The sequence below is a fragment of the Salinivibrio proteolyticus genome (genome assembly GCF_027286365.1).
Lineage (GTDB): Bacteria > Pseudomonadota > Gammaproteobacteria > Enterobacterales > Vibrionaceae > Salinivibrio > Salinivibrio proteolyticus.
In genome coordinates this window covers 1,656,669-1,680,707 of sequence record NZ_CP114584.1, presented here as the reverse complement: position 1 = coordinate 1,680,707, position 24,039 = coordinate 1,656,669, and the positions used below count along the sequence as shown (strand labels likewise).

The window sequence follows — 24,039 nt, the reverse complement described above, 5'->3', positions numbered from 1 at the left end:
GCAACAAGTTGGCGAACCAAACCAAGTGGAGATACAAGATTGATCACTGTTTTCCTTGTAGATGATCACGAGCTGGTTCGCACAGGGATTCGACGTCTATTAGAAGACGTCCGTGGAATTAAAGTGGTAGGGGAAGCCGACAGCGGTGAAGCCGCACTCAAGTGGTGTCGGCAAAATCACGCCGATATTGTCCTGATGGACATGAACATGCCGGGCATCGGGGGTTTGGAAGCCACACGTAAGTTGCTTCGCTACTCGCCGGATGCCAAGATCATCGTACTCACGATTCACACTGAGAACCCATTCCCAACTAAGGTGATGCAAGCGGGTGCCGCGGGCTATCTCACCAAAGGGGCGGGCGCAGACGAAGTGGTGAATGCGATTCGCATGGTCAATAGCGGCCAACGGTACATTTCCCCGGATATTGCCCAGCAAATGGCGCTTAGTCAGTTCTCCGCTTCTTCTGACAACCCTTTCAAGGAGCTGTCTGAGCGTGAATTGCAGATCATGCTGATGATCACCAAAGGGCAAAAAGTCACGGACATTTCCGAGCAGCTCAGTTTAAGCCCCAAAACCGTTAATAGTTACCGCTATCGCTTGTTTAGCAAGCTAGGCATTAACGGGGATGTGGAGTTGACTCACCTCGCCATTCGTCACGGGATGTTAGATACCGAGACTCTGTAGTGCCAGACACATTTGATTCAAAAAGCTTTTTAAAAACGGTGCCTCACCAACCGGGCGTTTATCGCATGATGGACGCCTCGGGTGAGATCATTTATGTGGGTAAGGCGAAAGATCTGAGCAAGCGTCTTGCCAGCTACTTTCGTGTGCAAGTTTCTAGCGAAAAAACCAAAGCCTTGGTACGTAACATCGCCAATGTGGAAGTCACCGTCACTCACACGGAAACCGAAGCGCTGATCCTTGAACACAACCTCATCAAGCAACACCTGCCTAAATACAACGTGTTGCTACGCGATGATAAATCCTACCCCTACATTTATCTAAGCGGCCATACCCACCCTCGCTTGGCGGTTCATCGCGGTGCGAAAAAGAAAAAGGGCGAATACTTCGGCCCGTTTCCGGATGCGAGCGCAGTAAGACAAAGCCTGCACCTGTTGCAGAAAATATTCCCCGTTCGCCAATGTGAGGACTCCGTTTACGCCAACCGCAGTCGTCCCTGTTTGATGTACCAAATTGGTCGGTGCGCGGGGCCTTGTGTACCCGGATTGGTCAGTGATGAGGAGTACGCCGAGCAGGTGAATTTTGCGCGGTTATTCTTGCAGGGTAAAAATCGCCAAGTGATCGATTCGCTGGTGGAAAAAATGGAAACCGCCAGTCAGCAGCTTCAATTCGAAAAAGCCGCCGAATACCGCGATCAAATCCAAGCCTTGCGTCGCGTGCAAGAGCAGCAGTTTGTCTCGCAAGATAGCGACGAAGATCTGGATGTGATCGGGTTTGGGCTTGAGAACGGTGTGGCCTGTATTCATGTGCTGTTTTTACGCCAAGGTAAGGTGTTAGGTAGCCGCAGCTATTTCCCCAAAATGCCGGCGGAGACAGAACCTGCCGAAGTGGTGTCTAGCTTTGTCAGCCAGTTTTATTTGGCCCAAGCAGAAGGGCGCACCATTCCTAGCCACATTTTGATTTCTGATGACATCGGCGACGATCTTACCTGGCTGTCAGATACCTTGAGTGAAATCGCCGGGCGGCGAGTGCAACTGCAAAGCAAACCACGCGGCGCGCGGGCACGCTTCTTAAAGCTAGCTAACACCAATGCGCGTACGGCGTTAACCAGCAAGATAAACCATCGCATGACCATCCAGCACCGCTACAAGGTGCTGCAAGAAACGCTAGGGTTAAACCCCGTCAAGCGCATGGAATGTTTTGATATCAGCCACACCATGGGCGAAAAAACCGTGGCGTCGTGCGTGGTTTTTAACCAAGATGGCCCGCTAAAAAAAGAGTATCGCCGTTACAACATTGAAGGGATCACCGGCGGTGACGATTACGCCGCAATGGCCCAAGTGCTGACCCGTCGTTACAGCAAACAGCTCGAGCCAGAAAAAATCCCCGATATTATCGTGATTGATGGGGGTAAAGGGCAGCTCAATCGCGCGTGGGAGGTACTGAAACCCCTGATCGCCGATTGGCCCATTCATCCGCTTATTTTGGGTGTTGCCAAAGGGACCAGCCGTAAACCGGGCCTAGAGACACTGATCAAAGTCTCTGGCGAGCAATTCTCGTTGCCAGCCGACTCACCAGCGTTGCACCTGATTCAACACATCCGCGATGAAAGCCATGATCACGCTATTGCTGGACACCGTGCCGCACGTGGAAAAGCGCGCAAACAAAGTGTGCTGACCCAAATCGAAGGTATTGGCCCGAAACGTCGCCAAGCTTTGCTGAAATATCTTGGTGGGATCCAAGAGTTGCGCAACGCCAGTGTCGAAGAAATCGCCAAAGTCCCCGGGATCAGCCGAACACTGGCAGAGAAAATTCATTCCTCATTGCAAGGTTAGAGGCAATGGGGCAACATAACGTAGTCAATCCAACAATAAAAAGCTGAGCATGCGCCTTAATATACCCACCATTTTGACCTTTTTGCGCCTTGCGCTAATTCCGGTCTTTGTCATCGCCTATTATTTGCCCTACGAATGGGCTTCGTTTGCCGCGGCACTCGTTTTCGTGATTGCCGGTGTTACTGATTGGTTGGATGGGTATTTAGCTCGCCGTTTAAAACAATCGACCCGGTTTGGCGCCTTTCTCGATCCTGTTGCCGATAAGGTGATGGTGGCAATTGCCATGGTGCTGATTGTCGAGCATTACTACTCCATTTGGGTCACGATTCCCGCTGCGACCATGATTGCGCGAGAAGTGATAATTTCGGCTCTGCGCGAGTGGATGGCCGAAATTGGTAAACGCGCCAGCGTTGCTGTCTCTTGGGTGGGGAAATTTAAAACGGCTTCACAAATGTTTGCTCTGACGATGCTGCTTTGGCATGCCGCGCCTTGGATTGAATGGCTGGGTTATGTCGCGCTCTATGCCGCAACTGGCTTAACCTATTGGTCGATGTACCAATATATGATGGCTGCCAAGGACGATTTGTTAGCAGACCCAGACAGCGATTAGCCTGCGTTGGTGTCTCGGCCTTAGCGAGTGGGAGATGCGCAGCCTCGCCGAGTCCGACATACCCGCAGCCCAGTAAAATGCAGCTTAATGAAAAACGCAGCCCAAACGGCTGCGTTTTTTGTTGGCATCAAACACTGTGTTAGCTAGCGTTTAGGCAGGGTGAGAACAAACGCGGCGCCTTGTAATGAGGATTGGGCGACTTGAATAGTGCCATCATAGCTGGCAATAATTTCATCGCACACCGCCAAGCCAATCCCCGTGCCCGGATTTAGCTGATCGGCACGCACGCCGCGCTGAAAAATACTCTCGCGATAGCACTCCGGCACGCCGGGGCCGTCATCCTCAATAGAAAGCTGCCACGCATCCCCTTTATCTTCCAATCGGATCAGCACCTGCTCCAGACAAAAGCGGTACGCGTTCTCGAGTAAATTCCCCAACAGCTCCATAAGATCGCTGCGATGAAGCGGGAGGGTGGCATCGTCAGCAAAACCACGGATCACTGTCACTGGTTTATCTCGATAGGCTTTATCTAACATGCCCGTCAGACTATCGACAGGAATGGTTAGCGAGCTGTCATCACGCTTTAGGCCGCGTTGCCCCACCAAAGCCCGTTTAAGCTGGTACTGAACCATGTCATCCATTTGGCTGACTTGCTCCAAAATACGCTTGTTCAATTGCTCGCGACTCAGGCTATTATCATCGAGTAGGGCGTTGGTGGCCGCTAAGCGTGTTTTAAGGCTATGTGCCAAGTCGTCCATAGCGTGACGATAACGCACTTTTTGCTTTTCCCGCTGCGTGATCATCTGGTTGAGTGCTTGGGTGAGATCTTGCAGCTCATCAGGGTAATCACTGTCCAAGGTTTGTTGGCGCGATTCGGTGATTGCAATCAGCTCTCTCGCCAAGCGGCGCAGTGGCGAAAAACTCCAATGGCAGGCCGCCACAACCAGCGCAGAAGCAGAAAAGAACAGCAAACTGATGTAAAACCATGTCTCTGTTTCCAAGTTGGCGAGCTGTTGCTTCTCTTGCCCCACATTACGCAGCACATACAAATGATTAGGGCTATCGCTTGGCTGCTTATCAGAAGATAGCCGTTGGGCCACCACGTTAAACCCGGCAATCGAGAGATACTGTGGCGTGGTAGCTTGCGAGGGGAAGAGGGCACAAATGTCATCCACCTCAAAGGCTTTGACATCTCGCGATGTCCATAACGTGTGATTTTCTGGGGTGCAGAGTACCGACATATAATCCGAGCTCGACGGATCAAGCGATTGGATCCACGCGGTGAGCTGGTCGGCTCGGATTAAGCCATCGCGGCTGAGCTGCGCCATCACCATCGGAATTTGCGACACCAAATCGCGCGAGTACGCCGCCATTGAGTTTTGCTGGTACAGCTTATTTATCAACGCCGCAAGGGCAATCGAAAACAGTAAAATAATACCGATCGAGGTAGCAAGCACACGGGTTCGCAACCGCGTGCGGCAACGACACAAAGCGAATTGGCCTAATTTCATGAATTACTCAGCTTGAATTTCAAAAAGATACCCTTGACCACGCACGGTGGAAATTGGGTTTTCATGACCGCTTTGTACCAGTTTTTTGCGTAAACGGCTAATCATCACCTCGATGGTATTTGGATCGCCGTCTTGGTCGTGATACAGCACATCGAGTAAGCGTTGTTTGGAGATTACTTCGCGGCTGTGGCGAATCAAGTACTCAAACAGATCATACTCAAAGGCGGTCAGCTCTAAAGGTTGGCCTTTGACCGAGACGGATTTGGCCAGCAAATCGAGCTCGATATCGCCTGCAGTAATGGTGGGCTTCACAAAACCGGCACTCCGTCGCACCAAGGCATTCAGCCGTGCCACCAATTCTGGCTTTTGAAACGGCTTCACCAAATAATCGTCCGCGCCGGCATCTAGCCCGGTGACTTTATCCTGCCAATTCGCCCGGGCGGTTAACACCAAAATAGGCAAACGCAGCCCCTTGGCACGAATGTCGCGAATCAAACTAATACCATCTTGATCAGGCAAGCCTAAATCAATGATTGCGATGTCATTTGGAAATTGATCGGCGTAATACAGCCCCTCGCTGGCTGTGCTGGCACAGCGCACATGATGACCCAGCTCAGTCAGCTCCGTTTTCACGTGATGACTGAGAATCGAATCATCTTCGATAATAAGCACCTGCATGCGTAACCCCTTGTGAGCAAAAAAGCGCCCAAATTGGACGCTTTCATTATATGCATAGTCGCTGAATTATTGCTGACCGAATAGAAGGTTAGCCAATAAATCACACCAGAATGATCAACAGAGTACCGGCCAAGGTGAGGATCACGTTGGCAATCGCATAGGTGCCTGCATAACCCAGCGCCGGAATGGTGCTGCGGGCATGCTCGTTAATCATATCCATTGCAGGCGCACAGGTACGCGCACCGACAATGGCGCCAAACAGTAACGCGCGGTTCATTTTCAGCACATAGGCGCCAATCAAATAGGCGATAATCACAGGGATCACGCTGATAAAGATACTGGCAATGATCACTGAAAAGCCCATATCGGCGATGTATTCAAATAAGCGGCCACCGGCACTTAACCCAATGCCAGCCATAAATGTCATCAACCCGAGCTCTTTGACCATATTCAGCGCCCCTTGCGGCACATAACCAAACGTGGGGTGATTGGCGCGCAAGTAGCCCAAGCTAATTCCCGCCAACAACAAACCAGCGGCATTACCCAAACCAAAGGTCACTTGGCCGAAGGTCATGGTGATCATCCCCAGTCCAAGGCCGAGAATAAAGAAACAGCAGAACGCGAGCAGATCGGCCATTTGGCTGTGAATCGAAATAAAACCAATGCGCTCAGCCAGACCTTTCACGCGGCTTTTCTCGCCGCTGATCTGCAGCACATCACCTTTATTGAGAATAATGCCTTGGTCCATCGGCATTTCCACCTGTGCGCGCACCACACGGTTTAAGAAGCAGCCATATTCTGACAGATTCAGATCGGATAGCTTCTTCTGCGCGACGCTGTCGTTCTTTACCACGATTTCTTCTTCGACAATGCGCAAGTCGAGCAGATCGCGATCAAACACTTCTTTGCCGTTACGGAAACTGGGGTCGAGGCGGGCATGGCTATCGGGATAGCCCACTAGTGCAATCTCATCACCTTCTTGCAAAATCGCGTCACCATCTGGGTTCGCCAAAATGCCATTACGACGAATGCGCTCGATGTAACAGCCAGTTTGACGATAAATACCCAGCTCGCGCAGATTGCGGCCATCAATCCACTGAATGAGTTCAGGGCCGACCCGATAGGCGCGAATAATAGGTAAATAGACTTTACGCTGCGACTCACTCCCCAAGCCGCGTTCAATGGCGATTTGCTGTGCAGAGTGCTCTAAGTTGTGGCGCTGTAACTTCGGCATCAATTTCGCCAGCACAATCAAGCTCACCAAACCGGTTAAGTACGCCATGGCATAACCGACACTGAGGTTATCGATCATCATGCCCAGTTGCTCACCCTCAACGCCCGTGAGTCCGGAATTTAGGGCATCTTTCGCGCCTACCAGTACTGGCGTTGCAGTCAGCGCGCCTGCCATCATGCCGGTGGCAATGCTGATATCCAGCCCCAATTGCTCTTGGAAAAACAAGGTTAAGCCAATGGCACTAAGCAGCACGGTGAGCGCCAGTAGCAAATACGACTTACCATCGCGGAAGAAAACGCCAAAAAAGTTCGGGCCTGCCTCAATACCTACACAGTAGATAAACAGCATAAAACCGATGCTGAGCGCATCAGGCGAGAAAGTGAACCCAGCGTTACCGAAAATGATTGCGGTAAACAGTACACCGATGGATCCACCCAATTGCACATTACCAATTTTGACCTTTCCAACCGCAAGGCCCATGGCAAGTACCACAAAAAGGAGCAAAATATCGTTTTGGAGCAGGAGGTTATTGACGTCTATATTCACAGCACAAATATCCAACAGCGTGCGGAGGAGGTTAAAGTGGTGAAAATTATACCAACCTAAATCACAATTTGTTGTACAAATTTAGTGAAATAATCATTAATTTTGCGTAAAAAAGGACCAATTAACCGAGTTTGGTCAAATTAAACCAAAGAATTCACCACCGCCGAGTTTCTAGACGCCAGCTGTCACCTCCGCTAACACCCAGCTATTGCGGCTTTCTGCCTCCCCCAAACACCGCTAAGACGACACTTTTACACCTGCTAGTTTTTCCATCCTACGCCCGCCAAACGCGACATCTGTAACCGACCGCAAAGTAATTTTTTGGAGCGAATATCACAGAACAAGCGCTAGCTAACATTTTAGACACTAGCGTATGAAAAGGTATTTAGACATTTGGTAGGCTAAAAAGTAAACAAAGAGACAGATCGCTTACCGGATGCGGACAATCGATGGGCGGTAGCGTGGGGAACTGGGCCTGTCTTCAAAGGTAGGCTTTTTTGTCCAATTTCTCGAAAGTGAGACAATAGTAAAGAGCTGTAAGTATTTTAATAACCGTCAGTTTAGAAAAAAGCGCGTGTAACGGTGTTATATTTTAATCAAATTAAGGAGAGTTATATGAGTATTAAAGATACCATCCATTCAGCAGGTAAAAATCTTCATACGATTATGATTACTGCTCGAGAAAAAGATGGCTCTGTCGAAACAAGAGAAGCTGAACCTTATAGTTACAGAATGACCGCTGGGACTGAAAAATTTTTTTGCTATGACATCCAAAAAGATGGGATAAGAAATCTACTCGTTTCAAATATTCTTTCAGTAGAAGAAACTAATAGTTCATTTGAGCCTCGTTGGCCTGTAGAAGTTTAAAATAATATAAAATGTGACAAGTTTTTTGAGTGGAAAGTAATAGTTGGCCATCGCTTCACGATAATAGTCAATTATTGTCTTCCTCTTCGGAAAACCTTAACCAGGGACGAATGCGATGAGAAATTGGTTGAAAACCCTGCTGTTTGTATCATCTTTTTCGCCAACCCTTCTGGTTCTTGCAGGCGTTAGGTACTACACAATTAGAACTATAGATTCTTTGGTTATTCAGCTATCAATCATATCAATGTTTGGAATGTTATTGCCATTTATTATATTAGCACTAGTCAGAAGAGAGGCACAAAGAGAAAGATTTTCTGCAAAAAAAGTGGAGTCGGCTGATTATTATCTTTTGGTGTTTTTAGCCAGTTATGCGTCACCAGTGGTTATGAAAATCGCTGAAATTGATTTTTTAATGGCCGTTATTACTATTAGCCTGATATTTGTTGTCGCATGGTTTGTTTCCAATATACCGTCACACCCAATCTTATATCTATTTAAATTTAGATTTTATAAGATAGAGTCGAGCGATGGTATGGTTTACACATTGATAACCAAAAGAGTCATAAGAAGCCCTAGAGATGTAAACCGGGTTATGAAGCTAACAAGTTCTATGTTAATGGAGTAGAAAATGTCTTTAAGTCTTTTTGCTTTGACAAGCGACCCCTCTAGTCGGATCGTTAAATTTGAATTATCAAACCCAGTTCAAACAGAACTTACTGATTATATAAAAAACCAGGAAGAAATCTTCGATAACGTTGTCGATGAATTTGAGTTCGATGGAAAGTACAAGCCAGATGAGGGAGAAATTCTATACATCAATAATTACGATGATATTGATGGTCTGGCTCTGGCTATTGAAAACCCCTTAGGAGTGGAGCCTGTAGTTTCTACTGAAGACTTTTTTCTTGATATAAAAGCATTGTTCACTGGCTACCAAAAACCGAATGGTTCTGTGAAAATATTGCTTCAGAATTTTGATAGAAGAAAAGTTATTTCAACCAATGGCCTTTCTATCTTTCACGCGAACAATGTTTATAAAAAAATAGAGGGAATAGGTCTCACGGTTGATCACAAACTTACCGCAACGCTTGAAGAAGGAAAATTAAAGTTTTACAGTTTTCATTCGACGCGGCAAATGTTCGACCTTAGTGAGTATTACAAAGAAGCCACGGATGCTGATGTTGTTGATTTTGTTAATATTGATTTAATGCAGACTGTGAATTCCGATGATTTTATTCCTCTCGCGGACTCATGGGTGAGAAGAAAGATATCCTTGGTTCAACAAAGTGGAATTCTACAAAATGTTCCTCTTCATGAAATGAAAGCAGTTGCCACTGATTTTGGAATACCGTTTACGACAATCGATGAAAATGGATCTGAAGTAATATGTGTTCCTGATAATAAGTCAGACCTTAAAAAGCTTCTAAGATTCCTTGATGAAGACTATTACAAATCGCCGCTGTCAAAAACTCACTTTGTTACTAGCTCCAAGCGGGCCGTGGGAGAACAGTCCTAGAGATTAACAAGTGCATATTGTCGAAATGGTTGTCTGCTGTGCTCCAAATTAGGTGCAAATGTGGGCGTTATATTTAAAAGGTGAAAATAATGACATTGAATGAATATTTAAATCAAACAGAAGAAAAGATACTTCGTGCTTCTAGTCTATATGAAGTTGAATCTATTTTAAAAAGTGCTCAAAAAGTTCTGAATGAATCGAAGATTAGTGAAGAAGAACAAAGGCAGTTTTGGGCTGACTTATATAAAAAGTTAGGTGGTGATCAAGATGTTGTACTTGAGAAGCAAGGCGCAGACTCTCTGTCAGATATTTTAGCAGCTGCAAAAAGAGTTATTGCCGATAAGGTTAAAAAGTGATGGCTGCTGAAATATATAACTTAGTGACGGTTATTATTTACACTGTATCGGCCATCATTGCTTTGGTTATGCTGGGTATAGCTCTTTCTCAACTTAGACAACTAACAGCTCAAGTTACTCAAGCAGTAAAATCAAACTCAATAAGTCAACTTAGTGCACTTCTGGCTTTGGAACAACAGATCGCGGATAGAAGACTTGTGCTTAGTGAGGCAGCCATAGCTGTATCTGAAGCTAAAAATGCCGGAGAGGAGGAGTTCACAGCATTAGAATTGAGGCTCAATGAAGCAAAGCAAATGTATTTAAACGCATTAGATAGATTGTGCTTTTGTGTCAACAAAGAGCTGCTTAATGCTGAGGATATGAGATTAGAGTATCGAGATATTATTAAAGCTGCTGTAAATGATTTTCCTGACGACTTTACAATGGCAACTACGTATAGGAATATCAAAAAAGTATATGAGTCTTGGGCCGATAAATAAATATGATAAATAAGAATAAGTGTCGCGCAGTCGACACTTTATTTCTCGTTCCCACGCTCTTGCGTGGGAATGCATATCTAGCTCTTGCTATCATTCAAACACAAAAAGCACCATAACCAGTGTTATATTATTCCTCCTAGGGCATTACAGTGGCTTGCTTGCTAAAGGTACTGACGCTGTCCGCTAGTGTTAGAACAGAGGTCAAGTGTAGTTCGGTGATTTTATGGAGAACCCTGCCTATGATTCAAATGCATATACATTCCCACGCAGGAGCGTGGGAACGAGTTAAGAAGAATTTAACGAGATATGTGTTCGTTAAAAAAATAGAGCCTTATATACTTGCATGATATTAATAATTCTTCCTATAAACAATTGCTTGGTGGGTGATAGTTTTAAAATAGTGCGTGGTTATTTATAGGGATGTTTTTTAATTTTCAGTACTGACAAGGATTAGTTATGTCGAAATTAGTTATAGAAACAAGTGATGATATTAAACAAGCCAAAGAACTGTTGGGAAAAAGCATCCCAATGTATCGAGAGGCATATAGTGATAGAACGGCTTGGTTAATGGCATGCTTTGCTGAACTTGCTTACTTTAAATTCAATCCGCCTGTTATTACAGAAGATGTTGGTAAAAGAATTGAGAATATGCTCTTGGTGGGGAAAGAAAGCAGCCATATACTAAAGGAGGCAATTCTATTAGCTATAGAAAAATTTTCTTATGATTATGAAGAGGAAAAGCGGCTTCTTGAAAAGCAAATTGAAATTCTCAATGCTGAGTTAGTCGCTACTTTCAACGCAAATGGTAGCCAGGCAATACTGATTAAAACTAATGGTTTTGTCGTCTTATCATTTCGTGGTACTGAGCCTCTCGAGTTAAAAGATATAAAGTCAGACGCTCGTGCCACTCTAACTAAATGTGTGACTGAGGGGAGAGTTCACTCTGGATTTCATGATGCGTATAACTCAATCGAAGTAGAAGTCAATCAGGCACTCGAACAGTATCGAGAACTACCATTATTTATCACAGGGCACTCTCTTGGAGGAGCACTGGCAACAATAGCTGCGAAGAGGATAACTCATAGCGGCGGTAATGCAGCATGTTATACATTTGGCGCACCTAGAGTGTCAGACGATCATTGGCTTATGACAATGAAAACACCAATTTACCGAGTAGTGAATTCGTCTGATGGCGTAACTATGGTACCACCACCCAATATGTTCATAGAGCCTCTTTCTTGGATTTTAGGTTTTATACCTGCAGTAGGAGATAAATTAAAATCTTTTCTTCGAGACAAGTTCGGAGGTTATATTCACGGTGGTGATATGCGTTTTCTCACAAATGTCAAAACTGGTGAATACGATAAGGCTAGGTTACTCACTCATGTTGATATTTGGTATCGGCTTAAAGGATGGATGAGGAAGCAGTTTACCTGGAAAAAGTTTGGAACAGACCATAGCATGTCAGTCTACCGTTCGAAGCTAGCATTTATAGCTTTGCGCAGGAATTGAAACAGTAACAGCGTGACACTTTCCCTAGGCATTCAAGTAAGGATCCGTTTAGACAGCGTGCCGATGGAAAAACCACTGCAAACACAACATCGATAAAAAGGAGCAAGGATGACTGACGTTTTATCACTCGTTTCAATAGGGTTCGCATTTTTTTCTCGTTCCCACGCTCCTGCGTGGGAACGAATTATGGAGAATGACTTTTCCGTGGTCATTCACCGCGTGAAGAGAAAAGTTGTACTTGGAGAGATCAACGCCACAAAAAATTGAGTAGACATGGTTACCTCCGTTATTAAAGGCCGCACCTAAGAACCTATCTCAATAGGTGTTGTCTGAGTAAATCAACACCTATTGAAAATACTGTAAATGAATTCGACACAATACCTAATCTCTGACGCCCTTTGGGCAAAAATTGAGCCGCTTTTACCAATCCACAAGACGAACCATCCTCTAGGAACACATCGAAAGAGAGTCGATAATCGTGATGCTATGAACGGCATCCTCTTTGTTCTCAGAACTGGTTGTCAGTGGAATGCGCTTAACGCGACAGGTATTTGTTCCTCTAGCTCTGCACATCGTCGTTTTCAAGAGTGGCGAGATGCAGGAGTCTTTGAGCGATTTTGGCAAAATGGCCTGATTTACGAAGGGGTTGATTGGAGTTCCATATCAATGGACGGGTGCCAAACTAAAGCACCTTTAGCTGGCTCAAAAAAACAGGTAAGAACCCAACAGACCGTGCGAAACAAGGCGTAAAACGCAGTTTGTTGACGGATGCGAATGGATTGCCACTGGCTGTTGTTAGCGATGGCGCAAACGTCCACGACATTAAGCTGGTACTTCAAACATTAGATGCACTAGAGTGTTATCGGCCGCCGCTGAAAGTACCTTTGTACCTAGACAAAGGTTATACAGGCCAGTGGTTACATGATGAACTGGTTGCTTTGAACTACATTCCCCATGTTCAATCACGTGCTGAAGAGGCCGCGAGCTTGAAGCAATCGGATGATTTTAAGGCTCATCGTTGGGTTGTGGAGCGAACTCATAGCTGGCTAAACCGTTATCGTAGATTGCTTGTTCGTTGGGAAAAGAAAATCGAAAACTACGAGGCCATGTTGCATTTTGCTTGTGGCCTCATTGTTTGGAATAAATCCCTTTTGGGATAGGTTCTAAGTGTGTGGCAGATCTTCATGAGGGGGAGTCCATGTCATTCGTTATGTTCTCGGAGGTTTATGGAAAATTTCAAAATTAGCAGAATCCATACAAAGTCAGGTATTTTCAGGCTAACTGGAGTCATCAACGATGAAATTGATCTTAAAAGTATTAGATATATTTCTGCCGAATACATGGGAACTGACGGTTGGTGCGAACTCGATTTACAGTCAGAACATACTCAAAGCTTGTTACGAAGCATTCAAATTGAAGTGTTACAGCATCTAAGTTGAGGAAGTTTGTCTCATCTAGTAGACGTAGTTTTTAAACGGTCAAGAGCCTCAATTAGCTACAAACATAGCAAAGGCATTAAGGTGATACTGGACTTGCTCCGCTTAGCCAGACAAGAATACAAACTCTTTACCTTCACCACATAACAGAAAGTCACTCAGCTTACACAAACAAGGACGCGTTTTGATCACCATTAGAAAAGCTAACCAAAGTGATGCGCAGGCTATTTTTGATTTAAGAAACCGAGCTATTTTAGCTAAGTGTTCAGCACATTATACGGAAGAGCAGCTTTCACTTTGGACGCAGGGTAGCGTGTCTGAGCGTTTTATTGCCGACGTGGTCGATACGTTTTACGTCTCTGAAATAGACGGGCAGGTTATCGGTAGCGGTAAGCTCAACGCACAAACTGGTCTAGTCGATGCCATCTTCGTAGAGCCAGATTACAGCGGCAGGGGCGCGGCGAAAAAGATGCTCCAGTTTTTAGAGCAACTAGCGAGAGAGCAGGGCTTGCTATTGCTAACGCTCGAGTCCACGCTAAATGCAGCGCCTTTTTATCGCGCATGCGGCTTTGTGGGCGATGAGGTATCAACGTATCATTCCCCAAAAGGGATCCGTTTGGATTGTGTGCCGATGGAAAAACCACTTTAAACACAACATCGATGATAAGGAGCAAGGATGACTGACGTTTTATCACTGGTTTCAATCGGGTTCGCATTTTTTGTTGTCGCGGTTTCTCCGGGGCCGGCGAATATCTCCAATGCAACCGTCGCCATGAGTAAGGGGAGAAAAATCATCCTTTAACGCCGCCGCGACGGTCTCCACAACCGATAACCAAGAAGTGGGATACCGAAAATGGTTTGTTCGTGGCGTGGTTTTAAATTCCTCTAATCCTAAAACCGTGGTGGCTTGGATGGCGGCTTTGTCGGTTGGGATGGGTTCAAGCAGTGATGGGCTATTTTTTGTCGCGGCGGTGCTGACTTGTATGCTGGTCGGCTTTTTGGTGAATGGGATGTACTCCCTGTTGTTTTCAATCAACGGCGTGATGAACGTCTACCAAAAAGTGGCGCATTGGGTCGAGAGAGTAGTGTCTGGGATCTTTGCGCTGGCAGGATTAGGATTGCTGCGCTCTGCTTTTAGTCGCAATCCTGCGTGAGGCTTTACCTCAACCCTACTTGAGGGGTTAATCTGGTGCCATTCACATAAGGAGTCGACGATGACATCAGCACCCATGATTGAAGAGTATTTACACCGCCTCGCGTTGAGTGAGGCGAAGGGCGTGGCACTGGTCTCTGAGCTTATTGAAAAGCACTTGGCACGGTATGCGTTTTCTAGCCTTAATGCCTTGGCAGGGCAGCCGCTTTCTTTACAGACGGATGCTTTGTTTGAGCGATTGGTGGTGAACCAACAAGGCGGCTATTGCTTTGAGCACAATAAAATTGCCTACCTTGCCCTGAAACATTTGGGGTTTAAGGTGCGCAGTGTGCTGGCGCGGGTGATGCTTAATGGTAAACCTACCAATCCACGTACCCACCGTATGAATGTGCTTGAGCTCGATGGCGAGACTTATCTAGTGGACGTTGGTTTTGGCAATAAAACCCCGCGCGGGTTACTCAATATCAACCAGCGCACCTGCACAATCGGGCACGATACCTATCAAATCACGCGCAATGGCGATGTGGTGACGGTGGTATTACACGAGCCCGACCAACTGCCATTAACACTGTACGAGGTTGAGCTTTATGACGTGGTCGAGGCGGACTTTGAAGTGGCGCATTTCTATTCTCATCAACACCCCGAAGCCATTTTCGTCAATAACCTCGTGGTGTCGTTGATCACCGCTTCACACCGCTATTTGATTCGTAATCAGCAGTTTTTGGTGTGGGATACGGCAGGGCATCTCATTACCGAGAAAAGCATCGATAGCGTCGAGGCATTAACCCAGTTGGTTCATGAGGTGTTTTTATTGCAACCGCCGAAAGCGGTGTTGGAAACCGCGTTTGCACAGGTGATGGCTAACGCGGCGGCTTGAGTGAGCGGATATTAACGAGTACGTTCGTCTTGACGTACGTACTCGATGTCGTACAATTGTTTAAAAACCAATCACTGGAGAGGCGCTATGACGGGGATCACTGCCACTGAAGCGCGTAGCAAATTGTATCGGCTCATTGATGAAACCGCCGAATCTCATCAGCCCATTGTTATTGCGGGCAAACGTAACAAAGCAGTGCTGATTTCTGAAGAAGACTGGTCAGCCATTCAGGAAACACTCTATTTGCTTTCTGTACCAGGGATGCGTGAGTCAATTCGCGAAGGCATCGCCACGCCGACGGATGAATGCGATGAGGAGTTGGACTGGTGACATGGAAGTTGGTTTACACCAAACAAGCCCAGAAAGACGCAAAAAAGCTGGCTTCTAGTGGCCTCAAACCAAAAGCGCAAGAACTGTTAGCACTGATTGAAGACGACCCCTACCGTAAACCTCCTCCATTTGAAAAGCTTGTCGGCGATCTCACTGGTGCCTATTCACGCCGTATTAATATTCAACATCGCTTGGTCTATCAAGTCCTCGAGGATGAACAAGTGGTGAAAGTGCTCAGGCTCTGGAGCCATTATGAATAGTGGCTAATTCGAATACTCTTCTCTCATTTTTTTTAAGGAACAAAGTGTGAAATCTATCTTCTTTTTTAATTCGATGTTGACGCCAAAACTGGTCACCGGACTGTATTGGCTGCTGTTACTGATTGCGTTGTTCTCTGGACTGGGCACTATGTTTGGTAGCTACGGTGGGATGCGGTTGGAAAACGTTGCTATTGGCCTGTTTACTATTGTTGCCGGTGCAGTAGGAGCAAGAATTTGGTGTGAGTTGATGATTGTGATTTTTAAAATCAACGAAAATCTTCAAAGCCTCAAAGAGGTGAAAGAGCGTTCAGACGTGTAAATGCGTTGATAGCGTTGAGGATTAAAAAAGCCAGCGAGATGCTGGCTTTTTAGCAAGATTGTCGGCGCCTTATTCTTGATACAGGCCGAGGTTTTCTTTGGCATAGGCTTCAAATTCGGTAAAGCCGCCAACGTGCTCTTGGTCAACAAAGATTTGTGGCACGGTTTCAACCGGTTTACCGACGGTTTTTTCTAGGTCGGCTTTGCTAATACCTTCTGCGTGGATATCCACATAGCGGTAGTTGAAATCTTCACGGCTTGTTTTCAATTCTTCAGCCAAATCTTTTGCGCGAACACAGAACGGGCAGCCAGGGCGGCCAAAAATTACGACGAACATAGTCATCTCCTTTAGCGTCAATGGGTTTACTATGCCCGATCCCTGGGTAAGAAAAAAGACGAAATTACCTTTTGCATTGATAGAAAAAATCGATTGTTCTTTTTCACCGCACGTAAGGTCTTGTGTGACGCGGATGGCTAACAATATGGCGAAATAGTAGGCAGAGCAGTGGTTTGCGACACCGTATAGAAAAGTGTATACCCGTATCACCTGATGTTATACCGATTGAAAGGACCCATCATGAATCCAACGATTGAGACACTGCTTTCTCACCGCTCTATTCGTAAATTTACTCAAGACGCGATTTCTTCCGAGCAATTGACCCAGATTATTGATGCGGCGCGCGCGGTATCCAGCTCAAGCTTCTTGCAATGCACCAGTATTATCCGAGTGACTGATAGCGACAAGCGACGTTTATTGGCGGAATACGCGGGCAACCAAGCGTATGTAGCCGACTGTGCGGAATTTTTAGTGTGGTGTGCCGATTTCCATCGCCATGAGCAAATCAGTCCTAATGCCAAGTTAGGCTTTACCGAGCAGATGCTTATCGGTGCGATTGATGGCGCTATTATGGCGCAAAATGCCATGGTGGCGGCAGAGTCGATGGGCCTAGGCGGCGTATATATTGGTGGCCTACGTAACCAGCCGAGCAAAGTGGCTGAGTTGTTGGCATTACCTAAACATGTGTTGCCTTTATTCGGGATGTGTTTGGGGGTGCCCGCTCAAGATCCGGAGCGCAAGCCTAAGTTGCCTGCATCTTTGTTAGTGCACGAGAACAGCTACCAAGCGATGGATGAAAAAGCGCTTGGTGAATACGACCAGCAAGTACGCGAGTATTATCAAACCCGCACGGGGGGCAACAAAGATATGTCTTGGAGTGAGCAAATCTCGGCAACATTGGAAAAAGAGTCGCGCCCATTTATGAAAGATTTTGTGAATAAGCAGGGCTTTAGCACCCGCTAAACGCATCAAGTTTCCCTTTCATATTCAACGAGTAAAAAAGCAGCATCACGCTGCTTTTTTTATGTTTTTGGGCGCAATGTGCCTAAGTTTTCTCACTGTTTTGTTGGCTTAAAGTTGGATTTTTCCTTAATGCGCCAAAACCTATTTACATCCTTGGTATAACCCGTAATATTGCCGCGTTTTTGTGCTGTACGATCATTTTTCCTTAGGGTCGTGAGCACAGTTTTTGACTTTTGAATCATATTTTTTCGAAGTAGGGTAACTATGGAAAACAAATTGGCTAATCCAGCGCCTTTGGGGTTGATGGGTTTCGGTATGACAACCGTGCTGTTAAACATTCATAACGCCGGGTTCTTTCCGATTGATAGCATGATTTTGGCGATGGGCCTGTTCTACGGAGGCCTCGCGCAAGTGATCGTGGGCATCATGGAATTTAAAAAGGGCAACACCTTTGGCACCACAGCGTTTACCTCATACGGCCTGTTTTGGTTGACGCTGGTTGGTTTGATTGTGATGCCAAAGCTTGGCATTGCTGAGGCCAGCCCAGCCGCATTTATGGGATGGTATTTGGTCATGTGGGGTCTGTTTACCGGCTTTATGTTTATCGGCTCACTGCGCTATTGCTTCGCCAAGCAGTTTGTTTTCGGTAGTTTGACTGTACTGTTCTTCCTACTTGCCGCGCGTGATTTCACCGGCAGTGCCTTTATTGGCACCATTGCAGGCTTTGAAGGGATTCTGTGTGGTTTAAGCGCGATCTATTTCGCGATGGCGCAAGTGCTAAACGAAGAATATGGTCGCACTATTTTGCCAGTGGGCGACAAACAGCCACAGGCAGCTGTGGCGCAACACGCCGCTTAATGGCTATACCGCGATGGGCGTATAGGCTCACGCAGTTATCGTGGCTTCGCTGAGGCGTAATAGGTTAGCGCTAAGCCCAAATAAAAAGCCCGAGTTCATGACGAACTCGGGCTTTTTTATACCGTGTGAACGGTGCTTATCGCGTCAAAGACGGTTAGCACATCACCTTAACCGCAAGACCGCCTTGCGATGTTTCACGGTATTTTGCATTCATGTCTTTACCGGTTTCCATCATGGTTTCGATGACTTTATCCAAAGAAACACGTGGCTCGGAAGAGCGTTGAAGCGCCATACGAGAGGCGTTAATCGCTTTCACCGCGGCAATACCATTGCGCTCGATACAAGGCACTTGCACTTGGCCCGCAACTGGGTCACAGGTCAAACCGAGGTTGTGCTCCATAGCGATTTCTGCCGCCATGCACACTTGATGAGGGCTACCACCCATTAGCTCGGCCAAGCCTGCGGCAGCCATAGAGCAGGCAACGCCTACTTCGCCTTGGCAGCCGACTTCTGCACCAGAAATCGAGGCGTTTTGCTTATACAAGCCACCAATTGCACCGGATGCGGCGAAATAGCGCGTGTAGGTTTGCTTGTCGACGGTTTCAATAAACTTATCGTAGTAGGCCAGTACGGCGGGGATAATGCCACACGCGCCATTGGTTGGTGCGGTTACGACACGGCCACCGGCGGCGTTTTCTTCGTTGACGGCAAAGGCGAACATGTTCACCCAATCCACTACGGCCATCGGATCAATGTTGTATTTTTCGCTGGTTTTTAATTGGTTACGCAGCGCAGCGGCACGGCGTGGCACACGCAGTGGTCCCGGAAGCACCCCTTCGTTTTCCATGCCGCGGTTCATACACGCCTGCATGGTTTTCCAAATGTCAGCAAAGTAGGTATCGATTTCTTCTTGGCTGTGCATGGCTCGCATGTTGGCCATGACCAAACCGCTGATGGAAAAACCGGTTTCTTGCGTGAGCGCCAACAAGCCGTCTGCAGTATTGAAGTCGTAAGGGACCTCCACCGTTTGCATGGCAGGCTGACCGAACTCGGCTTCTTCGACAATAAAACCGCCGCCGATCGAGTAATAGGTTTTGCTCAGCACACATTCATCACCTTGCCACGCATGAATTTGCATGCCGTTTTCGTGCAAGGAGAGGTTAGAGGTATGGAAGTTCATTCCACCGTCACGCGGAAAAGCGACCACATGCTGCTGTTCGCCCAGCGGCAGTTGCTCGGTGTCTTCGACGCGTTTGACGAAGCCAGGAATAGAGTCAATATCAACGGTTTCAGGGCTGTTGCCTGCAAGGCCCATGATAATGGCGATATCGGTGTGGTGGCCTTTACCGGTGAGAGACAAAGAGCCGTAGACATCAACGCTAATCCGGTCGACGTCGGTTAAACGTTGATTCGCGACGAGCTCATCAATAAAACATTTACCGGCTTTCATTGGGCCAACGGTGTGAGAGCTGGAAGGACCTACACCAATCTTAAAAATGTCAAAAACACTGATCATGTGTCTTACCTCAGTCAATGCCCTAAGGGCAATGGATTTAGTGTTTACGCAATCCGTCCGTGGTATTGACTGTGATAACGAGCGATACCGCGCTCGTAATGAGAATCAGGAGCAGGGCAAGCCCCACTCCTGATTTTTTGGGAATCACCGCAAACATCGATGGATGCGGTTGACTGAGTCATCCCGATAGTCACCTCTATGACTATCACGCATTTTATTGCGATTTAGAAGAACAAACCGTAAAGAATGGCTGAGATTGCAATCAAACCCATGACCAATACAAAGGCGTTGCTAATTGTACCTGAATACTTCTTCATTGCTGGCACATTTTTCACGGCGTACATTGGCATAATGAATAGGATGGTGGCAATGATTGGGCCGCCAAGTGATTCAATCATACCCAGAATGCTTGGGTTTAGGGTCGCAACCAGCCAAATGGTCAGGATCATGAAGACCACAGTGAACACGTCGATTTTCTTGCGGTTAACTGGTTTGTTATCGGCGCCACGCATCACCTTGACGATCAAACCGTTCAGACCTTCACGAGCACCTAAGTAGTGACCGAAGAACGAAGAGACGATAGCTACGAACGCGACGATAGGACCTAGGTACGAAATGAATGGGCTTTCGTGCTTGTTAGCGAGGTAAGAAAGAATCGCGATGTTTTCTGATTTCGCCGCTGCCAGATCGGCAGGGGTCAGTGACAGTACGCAAGAGAACACGAACAGCATCACGAAGCCAAGTAGCATACCTGCCGCACGCAGCAAGATTTGCGCAGATTTCTGCTCGGCATCTTTACCGTGGTCACGGCTTTGTGCCATTGAGAACGCTGAAATCGCTGGGCTGTGGTTAAACGCGAAGACCAACACTGGGATAGAAATCCAAAGAGTGATGGTAAAGTCACCAACAGAAGGGACTTGTGATAGCGCCGCCGTGTTCCACTCAGGGATCAGGTATAGCGACATAAACAGCAAGATACCGACCAGAGGGTAAACCAAGAACTGGGTTACGCGTAGCATGATTTTCTCACCCAGCAGCATGATAGCCATCATACCGAGGATCAGAACCAGTGACAGGATCACGCGTGGCGGTGAGGCCATACCTAGCTGGTTGACTAAGAAAGAATCAACGGTGTTGGTGATACCGACGCCGTAGATCAACACGATAGGGTAAATGGCAAAAAAGTAGAGCAGGGTGATGATCTTACCCGCGGTCGCGCCAAAGTGTTCTTCAACCACTTCGGTGATATCGCTGCCGGGCTTCTTTGAAGATAGGACAAAGCGAGATAGGCCACGGTGGGCAAAAAAGGTCATAGGGCCAACAAGCAGCGTCATAACTACTAAAGGCCAAAATCCGTGCATGCCGGCGTTAATTGGCAAGAACAGGATACCTGCGCCTACCGCGGTGCCAAAAAGAGAGAACGCCCAAGTTGTATCTTGTTTGGTCCAGCGCAGGCGCGATGTCGCACTGGTACCTGTGGTCGAGGTCGTTTGCATAACAATACTACTCACATTGTGTAGGGGAACAGAAATCAGGGATGGCGAATTCTGGCGATTTCCACGTAGAAAACCAAGAGCTGGATCGCTATATGAAAAAGAGAGACGAGACTATTGCACCAAAGTGTGACGATAATCACCTAACTTGTCAGTAATGGCCAACAATGTCGGCAAAAGTGTCAAGTTTTTTGTTGGATAAATAAGCACCAATATGCACTAAAAGCCATGCTTGTTGCATGGCTTTGCACTTAACCAGGATGTGTAGAGGGTAATGATAATTGCGTGACCAGCGCACGTAAAAGTTGTGCCGTTGCGCCCCATATTAACCGGTTTTGATGATAAAACGCGGCAACTGGATGCCATTGTCCGTAGAGATAAAAGGATTGTTCGCGGATATGGCCGGGTTGGCACAGAGTATCAAGAGGCACTTCAAAACATTCGGCCACTTCGTTGTCATCCAGTATCGGTTGGTACTGGGGATCCACCCATGCCAGCACCGGATGAATGTAGTAACCGGTGACGGTGGGCAGAGGACAAAGCTCGCCAATGATGTGTTCGCGGCCAACCTGAATGCCGGTTTCTTCCCACATCTCGCGGGTTGCAGTCGCGATATTGTCGCAATCGACCGTTTCGCGCTTACCGCCGGGAAAGCTCACTTGGCCCGGATGATGCTTTAAATGATCGGCGCGTCGGGTCAAAATCAGCTGAATGCCGTTGGGGCGCGCCACTAAGCCGATCAGTACTGCTGCCGGTTGAAAGTCTAATCCGCGTAGAATGCGGGGGGCGAGTCGAACGCGGTTAAGAATACGATTGTCGTGACGTGCTAGTGGGCTGAGGCTAAAGCGTTGGAGAATGTCACCCGGTTGCAGTGGTGTACGCGTTTTTCTCTCTCCTCGCTCCCAATGCTGGGGCACCGCCGACGACAAGCTCTCTTGGCTGGCGGCAATATGGCGGCTGTTTATTGTATGATCGCTGAAATAAGCAGGGGTTGCAGCCACCTGCTGCAAAGGATGGTCGATAAACAGTGGGTTATGATCGAGCCCATATTGTGGTGCTGAGGCAGGTGCTCCCTCACCTTGGCTTGAGGCACGCATGGATGCCGCGAAGCGGTGTGATGTCCACATTCGTGGGGGAGCAATCTCTGTCATAACAACCTCTCTTTATTCCTGCCGCTTACCCATCAGACTGTGCTAGAACGGGCAGGATACGACTGACCTTATCGAGTGTTTCTTGATATTCCGCGTCGGCTTCACTGTCGGCAACCAATCCACCGCCTGCCCAGACATGGAGCTGGCCTTGATGCCCCACCAAGGTGCGGATGGTGATGCTAGAGTCCATTCGGCCACAACGACTGAGGTAGGCGAAACTGCCGCAATACACATGACGTCGGTGCGGCTCAAGCTCTTCGATAATTTCCATGGCACGCACTTTGGGGGCGCCAGTTATCGATCCGCCCGGAAAGGCGGCGCGTAGCAGTTCAAGCGCACTTTTGTCCTCGGGCAGGGTGCCGGTGACCGTGCTGACCAAGTGGTGTACCGCAGGAAAACTCTCTATATCAAAGAGTTTAGGCACAGAAACGCTACCTGGCGAGGCGACACGACCGATATCGTTACGTAACAAGTCAACAATCATCAAGTTTTCCGCCCGATCTTTGCTGGCTGATTTCAACGCGTGAGCGCTGTCGGCATCTTGTTCGGGGTCGCTAAAGCGTGGTCGTGTGCCCTTAATGGGTTTGGTTTCGATGTGTTTGTCGTGTACGGATAAAAAGCGCTCCGGCGAGACCGAGAGCACAGCGCTGTCTGCTAAGCGGATAAATCCAGAAAACGGCGCGCCATTGCTGGTGGCGAGTTTGCGGTAGGCTTGCCACTCGTCGCCTTGATAGCGTGCACTAAAGCGTTGGGCCAAGTTGATTTGATAGCAATCGCCGGCATGCAGGTAGTCTTTGACCTTGGCGAACTTGGCGGTGTACTCCGCTTCGCTCATGTTGGCTTGCCAGGTTTCGGTGAGCTCGAATGGTGTGGTTTGCGGCGCCTGCTGGCGGCTAAGCCATGCCCAACGTGTGTCACTATCCGGTGCAATCACCACTGCCGTTTGCTGATGATGGTCCACAATCAGCGCCCAATCATAAATCCCCACGGCCATGTCTGGCACATCGAGCTCATCGAGAGCAATGACGGGCAAGGTTTCCACACATCGGCCTAAATCATAGCCGAAATAGCCCAGCGCCCCGCCAATAAAGGGCCAAGGCTCGATAGCGTCGATATCGGGGAGTAGCTGCGCTTGAAGCGAACTTACCCATGTAAATGGATCGTCGATGTGTGTTTGGGTGTCGCCACTGGCGGTGTAATGGGTGGTAACCTGACCGTTTCGCGCCGTCACGGTGGCAAGAGGATCGGCGACCACAATATCAAAACGACTGTCCGGATGGGTACGGGTTGCCGAGTGCAACAGCATGGCCCAAGGCTGGTGGGCAATGTTATTAAACAGGGTGAGGGCCAAGTCTGTTGCGTAAGGAATCGGTGTAGTAGTCAGCATAGTGGCGTTTTGTGGCTGCATTCTTCTTTTTTGTGATCACGATTGATGCGCTGTATGGCGCGAGAATAGCGCTAAGCGTATCATAGCAAGGCCTTTTCCGGCAGACGCACACTGAATAAACCCGCCGAGGTCATG

The 24,039-nt window shown here is 47.6% G+C and carries 27 protein-coding genes and 1 pseudogene; 19 read left to right on the top strand and 9 right to left on the bottom strand.

All coding sequences use genetic code 11. From position 1 onward, the window contains the following. Nucleotides 1–39 precede the first annotated feature (39 nt). The 3 genes from uvrY (at nucleotide 40) to pgsA (ending at nucleotide 3,126) form a co-directional block, all read left to right on the top strand. Nucleotides 40–684, top strand: coding sequence for a UvrY/SirA/GacA family response regulator transcription factor (gene uvrY / locus N7E60_RS07960; RefSeq protein WP_069591014.1), 645 nt, complete (start codon nucleotides 40–42; stop codon nucleotides 682–684). 65 nt (nucleotides 685–749) lie between these two features. Beyond that, nucleotides 750–2,516: an excinuclease ABC subunit UvrC gene (uvrC, locus tag N7E60_RS07955; RefSeq protein WP_408642345.1), complete on the top strand. Its 1,767-nt coding sequence runs from the start codon at nucleotides 750–752 to the stop codon at nucleotides 2,514–2,516. A gap of 49 nt (nucleotides 2,517–2,565) precedes the next feature. Continuing rightward, nucleotides 2,566–3,126, top strand: coding sequence for a CDP-diacylglycerol--glycerol-3-phosphate 3-phosphatidyltransferase (pgsA, locus tag N7E60_RS07950; protein ID WP_269597071.1), 561 nt, complete (start codon nucleotides 2,566–2,568; stop codon nucleotides 3,124–3,126). Nucleotides 3,127–3,269: 143 nt separating this feature from the next. Here the strand turns inward: pgsA and N7E60_RS07945 are convergent, their stop codons facing one another. The 3 genes from N7E60_RS07945 to N7E60_RS07935 all read right to left on the bottom strand — a co-directional run bounded on the left by N7E60_RS07945 (nucleotide 3,270) and on the right by N7E60_RS07935 (nucleotide 7,095). After that, nucleotides 3,270–4,637, bottom strand: coding sequence for an ATP-binding protein (locus N7E60_RS07945; protein WP_269597070.1), 1,368 nt, complete (start codon nucleotides 4,635–4,637; stop codon nucleotides 3,270–3,272). A 3-nt stretch (nucleotides 4,638–4,640) separates the two neighbouring features. Beyond that, a complete protein-coding gene (locus N7E60_RS07940; RefSeq protein ID WP_069587235.1) occupies nucleotides 4,641–5,315 on the bottom strand; it encodes a response regulator in 675 nt (224 codons plus the stop codon). A gap of 100 nt (nucleotides 5,316–5,415) precedes the next feature. Then, a complete protein-coding gene (locus N7E60_RS07935; RefSeq protein WP_069587238.1) occupies nucleotides 5,416–7,095 on the bottom strand; it encodes an aspartate:alanine antiporter in 1,680 nt (559 codons plus the stop codon). 615 nt (nucleotides 7,096–7,710) lie between these two features. On the opposite strand from N7E60_RS07935, the gene N7E60_RS07930 reads away from it, so the two are divergent. The 6 genes from N7E60_RS07930 to N7E60_RS07905 all read left to right on the top strand — a co-directional run bounded on the left by N7E60_RS07930 (nucleotide 7,711) and on the right by N7E60_RS07905 (nucleotide 11,825). Beyond that, a complete protein-coding gene (locus tag N7E60_RS07930; protein WP_269597069.1) occupies nucleotides 7,711–7,962 on the top strand; it encodes a WYL domain-containing protein in 252 nt (83 codons plus the stop codon). Between the two features lie 115 nt (nucleotides 7,963–8,077). Beyond that, complete coding sequence (locus tag N7E60_RS07925; RefSeq protein ID WP_269597068.1) at nucleotides 8,078–8,587, top strand: hypothetical protein; 510 nt, start codon at nucleotides 8,078–8,080, stop codon at nucleotides 8,585–8,587. A 3-nt stretch (nucleotides 8,588–8,590) separates the two neighbouring features. Beyond that, entirely contained in the window at nucleotides 8,591–9,478 is an 888-nt protein-coding gene (locus N7E60_RS07920) for a Kiwa anti-phage protein KwaB-like domain-containing protein (protein WP_269597067.1), read from the top strand. Nucleotides 9,479–9,567: 89 nt separating this feature from the next. After that, on the top strand, nucleotides 9,568–9,834 hold the full coding sequence (locus N7E60_RS07915) for a hypothetical protein (RefSeq protein ID WP_269597066.1): 267 nt from the start codon (nucleotides 9,568–9,570) through the stop codon (nucleotides 9,832–9,834). After that, nucleotides 9,834–10,313, top strand: a complete 480-nt coding sequence (locus tag N7E60_RS07910; RefSeq protein ID WP_269597065.1) for a hypothetical protein — start codon at nucleotides 9,834–9,836, stop codon at nucleotides 10,311–10,313. The genes N7E60_RS07915 and N7E60_RS07910 overlap by 1 nt, the downstream gene beginning before the upstream one ends. Before the next feature lie 456 nt (nucleotides 10,314–10,769). Then, nucleotides 10,770–11,825 carry a lipase family protein gene (locus N7E60_RS07905; RefSeq protein WP_269597064.1) on the top strand — a complete coding sequence of 352 codons (1,056 nt, stop codon included), beginning with the start codon at nucleotides 10,770–10,772 and terminating at the stop codon, nucleotides 11,823–11,825. A gap of 156 nt (nucleotides 11,826–11,981) precedes the next feature. Here N7E60_RS07905 and N7E60_RS17410 read toward each other — a convergent pair. Further along, nucleotides 11,982–12,089: pseudogene (locus N7E60_RS17410) on the bottom strand (IS110 family transposase); the annotation flags it as partial. A 99-nt stretch (nucleotides 12,090–12,188) separates the two neighbouring features. On the opposite strand from N7E60_RS17410, the gene N7E60_RS07900 reads away from it, so the two are divergent. The 8 genes from N7E60_RS07900 (at nucleotide 12,189) to N7E60_RS07865 (ending at nucleotide 16,200) form a co-directional block, all read left to right on the top strand. After that, nucleotides 12,189–12,985, top strand: a protein-coding gene (locus tag N7E60_RS07900; protein WP_269597063.1) for an IS5 family transposase whose coding sequence is annotated in 2 segments (ribosomal slippage) — nucleotides 12,189–12,527 and nucleotides 12,530–12,985 — 795 coding nt in all. Because the reading frame shifts where the segments join, the coding sequence is not laid out codon by codon here. Between the two features lie 460 nt (nucleotides 12,986–13,445). Further along, nucleotides 13,446–13,910, top strand: coding sequence for a GNAT family N-acetyltransferase (locus N7E60_RS07895; protein WP_269597062.1), 465 nt, complete (start codon nucleotides 13,446–13,448; stop codon nucleotides 13,908–13,910). A 27-nt stretch (nucleotides 13,911–13,937) separates the two neighbouring features. Next, complete coding sequence (locus N7E60_RS07890) at nucleotides 13,938–14,063, top strand: hypothetical protein (RefSeq protein WP_269597061.1); 126 nt, start codon at nucleotides 13,938–13,940, stop codon at nucleotides 14,061–14,063. A 67-nt stretch (nucleotides 14,064–14,130) separates the two neighbouring features. Beyond that, nucleotides 14,131–14,415: a hypothetical protein gene (locus N7E60_RS07885; protein WP_269597059.1), complete on the top strand. Its 285-nt coding sequence runs from the start codon at nucleotides 14,131–14,133 to the stop codon at nucleotides 14,413–14,415. 60 nt (nucleotides 14,416–14,475) lie between these two features. Beyond that, nucleotides 14,476–15,291 (top strand): arylamine N-acetyltransferase family protein, encoded by an 816-nt coding sequence (locus N7E60_RS07880; RefSeq protein ID WP_269597057.1) that lies wholly within the window; start codon nucleotides 14,476–14,478, stop codon nucleotides 15,289–15,291. Nucleotides 15,292–15,378: 87 nt separating this feature from the next. Beyond that, the gene (locus N7E60_RS07875) at nucleotides 15,379–15,621 is read left to right on the top strand and encodes a type II toxin-antitoxin system Phd/YefM family antitoxin (protein WP_021022842.1); all 243 of its coding nucleotides are present in this window, start codon (nucleotides 15,379–15,381) and stop codon (nucleotides 15,619–15,621) included. Next, nucleotides 15,618–15,881, top strand: a complete 264-nt coding sequence (locus N7E60_RS07870) for a Txe/YoeB family addiction module toxin (protein WP_069587257.1) — start codon at nucleotides 15,618–15,620, stop codon at nucleotides 15,879–15,881. The genes N7E60_RS07875 and N7E60_RS07870 overlap by 4 nt, the downstream gene beginning before the upstream one ends. Before the next feature lie 46 nt (nucleotides 15,882–15,927). Continuing rightward, entirely contained in the window at nucleotides 15,928–16,200 is a 273-nt protein-coding gene (locus tag N7E60_RS07865; RefSeq protein WP_269597056.1) for a DUF4282 domain-containing protein, read from the top strand. Between the two features lie 69 nt (nucleotides 16,201–16,269). On the opposite strand, the gene N7E60_RS07860 is transcribed toward N7E60_RS07865, so the two are convergent. Further along, the gene (locus N7E60_RS07860; RefSeq protein WP_069587260.1) at nucleotides 16,270–16,536 is read right to left on the bottom strand and encodes a GrxA family glutaredoxin; all 267 of its coding nucleotides are present in this window, start codon (nucleotides 16,534–16,536) and stop codon (nucleotides 16,270–16,272) included. A gap of 240 nt (nucleotides 16,537–16,776) precedes the next feature. Here N7E60_RS07860 and nfsA point away from each other — a divergent pair, with 240 nt between their 5' ends. Continuing rightward, nucleotides 16,777–17,499 carry an oxygen-insensitive NADPH nitroreductase gene (gene nfsA / locus N7E60_RS07855; protein WP_269597055.1) on the top strand — a complete coding sequence of 241 codons (723 nt, stop codon included), beginning with the start codon at nucleotides 16,777–16,779 and terminating at the stop codon, nucleotides 17,497–17,499. Between the two features lie 264 nt (nucleotides 17,500–17,763). Further along, a complete protein-coding gene (locus N7E60_RS07850) occupies nucleotides 17,764–18,357 on the top strand; it encodes an acetate uptake transporter (protein ID WP_269597054.1) in 594 nt (197 codons plus the stop codon). A 154-nt stretch (nucleotides 18,358–18,511) separates the two neighbouring features. Here the strand turns inward: N7E60_RS07850 and N7E60_RS07845 are convergent, their stop codons facing one another. The 4 genes from N7E60_RS07845 to pabB all read right to left on the bottom strand — a co-directional run bounded on the left by N7E60_RS07845 (nucleotide 18,512) and on the right by pabB (nucleotide 23,925). After that, a complete protein-coding gene (locus N7E60_RS07845; RefSeq protein WP_077639407.1) occupies nucleotides 18,512–19,873 on the bottom strand; it encodes an L-serine ammonia-lyase in 1,362 nt (453 codons plus the stop codon). A gap of 224 nt (nucleotides 19,874–20,097) precedes the next feature. Further along, on the bottom strand, nucleotides 20,098–21,369 hold the full coding sequence (locus N7E60_RS07840; RefSeq protein ID WP_269597052.1) for a serine/threonine transporter: 1,272 nt from the start codon (nucleotides 21,367–21,369) through the stop codon (nucleotides 20,098–20,100). 248 nt (nucleotides 21,370–21,617) lie between these two features. Continuing rightward, nucleotides 21,618–22,517 (bottom strand): NUDIX hydrolase, encoded by a 900-nt coding sequence (locus tag N7E60_RS07835; RefSeq protein WP_269597051.1) that lies wholly within the window; start codon nucleotides 22,515–22,517, stop codon nucleotides 21,618–21,620. Nucleotides 22,518–22,542: 25 nt separating this feature from the next. Then, a complete protein-coding gene (pabB, locus tag N7E60_RS07830; RefSeq protein WP_269597050.1) occupies nucleotides 22,543–23,925 on the bottom strand; it encodes an aminodeoxychorismate synthase component 1 in 1,383 nt (460 codons plus the stop codon). Between the last annotated feature and the right edge of the window lie 114 nt (nucleotides 23,926–24,039).